The organism is Kitasatospora putterlickiae, from assembly GCF_039527695.1.
In the GTDB taxonomy this organism is placed as follows: Bacteria; Actinomycetota; Actinomycetes; order Streptomycetales; family Streptomycetaceae; genus Kitasatospora; species Kitasatospora putterlickiae.
Map to the genome: position 1 here is coordinate 4,325 of NZ_BAAAKJ010000012.1, position 4,560 is coordinate 8,884.

The 4,560-nt window shown below is 75.2% G+C and carries 4 protein-coding genes; 1 reads left to right on the top strand and 3 read right to left on the bottom strand.

Annotated elements, in window-relative coordinates; genetic code table 11:
- Positions 1-257 precede the first annotated feature (257 nt).
- Complete coding sequence (locus tag ABD308_RS01190) at positions 258-467, top strand: hypothetical protein (protein ID WP_344324045.1); 210 nt, start codon at positions 258-260, stop codon at positions 465-467.
- An 80-nt stretch (positions 468-547) separates the two neighbouring features.
- Here ABD308_RS01190 and ABD308_RS01195 read toward each other — a convergent pair whose 3' ends face one another.
- From ABD308_RS01195 to ABD308_RS01205, 3 genes are all read right to left on the bottom strand, one after another.
- The gene (locus ABD308_RS01195) at positions 548-2,983 is read right to left on the bottom strand and encodes a hypothetical protein (RefSeq protein WP_344324055.1); all 2,436 of its coding nucleotides are present in this window, start codon (positions 2,981-2,983) and stop codon (positions 548-550) included.
- Positions 2,984-3,080: 97 nt separating this feature from the next.
- Positions 3,081-3,548 (bottom strand): hypothetical protein, encoded by a 468-nt coding sequence (locus ABD308_RS01200; protein ID WP_344324066.1) that lies wholly within the window; start codon positions 3,546-3,548, stop codon positions 3,081-3,083.
- Positions 3,538-4,251: a 2OG-Fe(II) oxygenase gene (locus tag ABD308_RS01205; protein ID WP_344324099.1), complete on the bottom strand. Its 714-nt coding sequence runs from the start codon at positions 4,249-4,251 to the stop codon at positions 3,538-3,540. The genes ABD308_RS01200 and ABD308_RS01205 overlap by 11 nt, the downstream gene beginning before the upstream one ends.
- Between the last annotated feature and the right edge of the window lie 309 nt (positions 4,252-4,560).

Consider the following 4,560-nt stretch of genomic DNA (forward strand, 5'->3'; position numbering starts at 1 on the left):
GGCTCCGTCGCGGCGCGGGCGGCCGGCCGGATCCGGCCGTGCCAGGGCCAGCATCGCCCCGCCGCGCCGGTGCGCCCGGTCGATCCGCCCGCGCCCGCGCGGCTTCACCCGCGCGGCGTAACTTCGCGCCGTCGCGCCCGCGTCGGAGTTGCGAAATCGCCCGGCTTCCCACCTTCGTGTGCAAACGTGTGTGCCGCCCGGCCGTCCCGCGTGACGCCCGGCGCAGACTGCTGACCATCCATCAAGGAGTACCTGAGATGTCGGTTCGTGGAAAGCTCCGCAAGTTCGCCGTGATCGCCACCATCGCCGCCGCCGCGGCCGTGATCACGCCGACCGCCGCGGTGGCGCACGGTGGGGAAGAGCAGCCCTACTCCTCGGCGTCGGGCCTCTCGGCCGGCAACGCCGCCGTGGGCCTGGTCGGCCCGCGCTTCAGCTGGCTGGAGTTCTTCGAGAACGTCAACGGCTGATCCTGTCCGGCGTACGCCCCGGAGCCGTCGCGGCTCCGGGGCGTACGTGTGCGTGCGCGCGCCGGGCAGGGCGTCGCGGGTCAGCTCACCGTGATGCCCACGACCGAGTACTGCGCGACCGTCAGCGGCACGCTCAGCACCGCCCCGGTCACCGTGAACGGCACCGGACGCGGCGCCGGATCGGTCCCGTCCGGGGTGGCCACCGTGACCGCCGCGACGGTCCGCCCGGCCGGGACGGCGTACGTCAGGACGCAGCTCGCGGGGGTGCTGCGGAACGCCGCCGGGGTGTCCCCGAAGTTGCTGAAGTTCACCAGGTGGACGACGGTCTCCTCGCCCAGCCGGCGCGCCTCCAGGTGGATCCGCCGGTCGCCGGACAGACCGAGCGAGGGCGGCGCGGCCTCGCGGACCGGGGCCAGCAGCCGGTCGCCCGCGGCCTGGTCGGCCGTGCGCAGGTAGGCGAGCCCCGGCAGGTCGCCGCCGAGGTACCAGCAGACGCCCGCGCCGAAGGCGTTGCGCCGGCTCGCCGGCAGCGGGTCGGCCCGGCGCAGCCCCAGGACGTCGGCGAGCGCGTACTCGGCGCGGCGCGCCCCGTACTCGTCCAGGCCCGTCGGCGCGGGCCCGGTGAGCACGACCGTGCCGCCGCCCGCGACGTACCCGCGCAGCACCGCGGCCTCCGCGTCGGAGACCGCCTGGAGGTTCGGCAGCAGCACCACCTTGAACCGCGCCAGGTCCTCGGCCGCCAGCCCCGGGCTGGTCACCGTGTCGAACGGGATGTGCGCGTACACCAGGGCCTTGACGGTGCCGCGGAAGTCGCCCATCCACGGCATCGTGGTGCAGCTCATCTCCGGATCGTCGCCGCCCCACCAGTCGGCGATCCCGGCCGGCGCGGTCGCGTTGGCGTACATGCCGTTGCCCTCGCCCGGGCTCACGTAGTCGCGCGAGGCGCTGGAGTGGTAGACGCCGACCTCGGCGGCCGACCCGGCGTCGAAGAGCCGCTGCTGGTTGGCCTTGACGAAGCCGAACATCCGGGTGCGCATGGCCGCGTCGGTGGTGTCGTTCTTGTACGGCGTCTTCACCTCGTACGGGTTGCAGCCCGAGGCGATCAGCTCCGACATCACCAGGGAGGCGTCGTCGGCCTTCCAGCCGTAGGAGAACGCCCAGGCCGGCTTGGTGCCGCTGGCGGCCCGGGCGTACTTGTACATCGAGATCAGGCAGGTCCAGTCGGTGGCCGTGGCGTGCCGCATGCCGTCCTCGTTGGCCAGGATGTCGACCTCCCAGACCTGGCTGACGTTGCCCGCCGCCTGCCGCAGGTAGGCGCCGTCCAGGCCGATCGAGGTGGCGTAGCGGTAGTCCATCGAGACGGTCTCGACGAAGGTGACCAGGTCGGGGTTGACGGCGCGTCCGGCGGCGGCGATGTCGAGCTGGAACTGGAGCAGGTTGCGGTGGCGCCACTCGACGTAGCGGCGGAAGACCGGGTCGTTGTGGTCGGCGGTCCTGGGCAGGGCCGCCAGCCCGGTGTCCGCGGTGAACGCGGCGGCGCCCCAGGTGGAGGCGTCGCACCAGGAGAGCGCCCCGTCGAAGTAGATCGGCACGTCCGGCCAGATCCCGTCCACGCCGGTGGCGGCGAGCTGCCTGATCCGCTTCAGGTAGTAGTCCCGCCAGGGGGAGTTGGGGCTGACCCAGCAGCTCTCGTCGCCCGGGTCGACCCAGACCACCAGGCTGCCGTAGAAGACGTTGGGCTTGCCGTCGAGGGAGCGCTGGACCCAGTTGCGGCCCTGGTCGTTCTTGTAGAAGGAGCGGCCCTTCTCGCCGCCGGGGGAGATCACCTCCAGCGACGGGTAGTACATGACGACCTTCAGACCGGCCGCGTGCGCCTTGCCGGCGAAGGTCTTGACCAGTGCGGCGTGGGCGGTGAACTCGGCGTCGGTGAGCCAGTCGGACAGCACGGTGTCCAGCTCGATCACGCTGACGTTCTGGGCCTTCAGCTCGTTGATCCGGCCCTGCATGTCGGCCACCTCGTCGAAGGTGCCGTCGGCCAGCCGGGCGTACCGCGCCCAGTCCGGCCAGGCGGCCGTGACGGGGGCGGCGGGCTTCGGCGCGTACCCGGTGACGGGCGGGCGGACGGCGGCGACGGGTGCGGCGCCGGCGGGTGTCGCGGGCAGCAGCCGGACGGCGGCCAGCGCGCCGCCGGTGGCCAGTCCGGCGCGCAGCAGGCGGCGCCGGCCGATGCGCGGGACGGGGAGCGGGTCGCCGGGGGTGGACGGCGACGGTTCGGTGTACTCGGGCATGACGATCCCTTCGACGGGCTGCGGTGCGTCGGAGAGCGGTGGGCGGCGCTGAGCGATGGCGAGCGGCCGTGAGCGGCGGTGAACCAGGTGGACCGGGTGGACCGGGTGGACCGGGTGGACCGGGTGGACCGGGTGGACCGGGTGGACCACGGTGCTCAGGGCGGCCGTACCGGAGCCGGTCGCGAGAACGACGGCCGCACCGGGGACGGCGCCGGCGCGATCCTCCACCCGCGCGGCCGTCCCGGGGCCGACCCTACGTCACGATCCCCGCCCGCGGACCGCTCCGAATCGGCCGACTGCGCGGCTCCGGCGGCGGGGTGACGTGTCATCCCGCGGGCGCGTCGCCCACCTGCCAGGTCAGGCCGTCCGCCGTGGCGCCGCGCAGGCCGTCCAGGGTGCCGGGGCCGGCGAGTTCCTGGGCGAGGGCGCCACCGGTCGGCGCGAAGCCGACGGTCCGCGCCGGGTCCCAGTCGGTGCCGCGGCGCAGCCGCCGGCTCATGCCCGCCCAGCCGCGCGGCGAGCCGGCCACCGCCCAGGCGTCCGGCGCGGGGGCGGTGAACCGGCGCGCCTGGCGCAGCCAGGAGGCGGCCTCCTCGGGCCAGTCGACGACGTCGAGCACGGTCCCGCCGCCGGCCTGCCACCGGGCGGCGAAGGCGCGGGCGGCGGCGGTGGAGGCCTGGTCGCGGCCGTGGCCGATCACTACGGAGCCGAACCGGGGCAACAGGCCCACCAGGGCTTCGAGTTCGGCCGCCGTGTGCGGCTCCGCCGGGGCGCCGGGCGCGTCAGGCGGCATCGTGGAACACCAGGCCGAGCGTGTGGCGCAGGCCCGAGCGCACGGTGCTGACACCGTGCCGGACGGGCGCCGCCGACCAGCCGCGCGCGGAGCGCACCGGGCGGTCCCGGGTGGTGAACACCAGCCCGTGGCCCCGCGGGAGGACGACGGAGGTCCCGCGCGACTGCGCCCGGGGCCGCTGCTCGACGGTCAGGAACTCGCCGCCGGTGTAGTCGGCCCCGGGAACGTCGAGGCCGATCACCACCTGGAGCGGGAACACCAGGTCGCCGTACAGGTCGCGGTGGAGCGCGTTCCAGTCGCCGGCGCCGTAGCGCAGCAGGATCGGCGTGGGCCTGGTCTGCCCGGCGGCGTGGCACCGCTCCAGCCACTCGGCGAGGCCGTCCGGCCACGGCGCGGGCCGGCCGAGCCTGGCCGCCCAGTCCCGGGCGACCGGCAGCAGCCGGGGGTAGAGCGCCTCCCGCAGCGCGGCGACCGGCGCCGGGAACGGCTCCCGGAAGTACCGGTACCGCCCGGAGCCGAACCGGTGCCGCGCCATGTCGACGGTGCTCCGGAAGCGCTCCACCCGGTCGTACAGCGCGGCCACCTCCGCGCACTCGGCGGGGTCGAGCAGCATCGGCGTCAGGGCGGACCCGTGCTCGTCGAGCTCCTCGCCGATCGCCGCCCAGTCGGCCCCGTCGACCCGTCGCGCGGGGGTCTCGGTCATCGTCTGCGTGCTCACGTCCGGTCTCCGGTCTCTCGTCCAACCCGCCCCACGCCCCCAACTCTGCGTCTGCGGCACCGCGCCCGGCTGGCGGGAATCGGACCTTGCGTTCGGCCCCGGGCGCGGCCGTGGGATCGTCGCGGCCGTGATCGAGTCAGGGGTGATCGACCACGGCGAGCCCGCACCCGTCCTGCCCGGAGCGGTCCCGGAGGTCCTCCGCTCGCCGAGGTCCTGCGGATCGTCGAGCACGTCGTCGCCACCGGCTGTCGGCCTCCCGGCGCCGCCTGGGTGGCCGTCCGCTGACCGGGCGTG

Bases quoted from the DNA above. Each gene is read 5' to 3' on its own strand.
- ABD308_RS01190 (WP_344324045.1), top strand. From the start codon at position 258: ATGTCGGTTCGTGGAAAGCTCCGCAAGTTCGCCGTGATCGCCACCATC.
- ABD308_RS01200 (WP_344324066.1), bottom strand. From the start codon at position 3,548: ATGCCGCCTGACGCGCCCGGCGCCCCGGCGGAGCCGCACACGGCGGCC.
- ABD308_RS01205 (WP_344324099.1), bottom strand. From the start codon at position 4,251: ATGACCGAGACCCCCGCGCGACGGGTCGACGGGGCCGACTGGGCGGCG.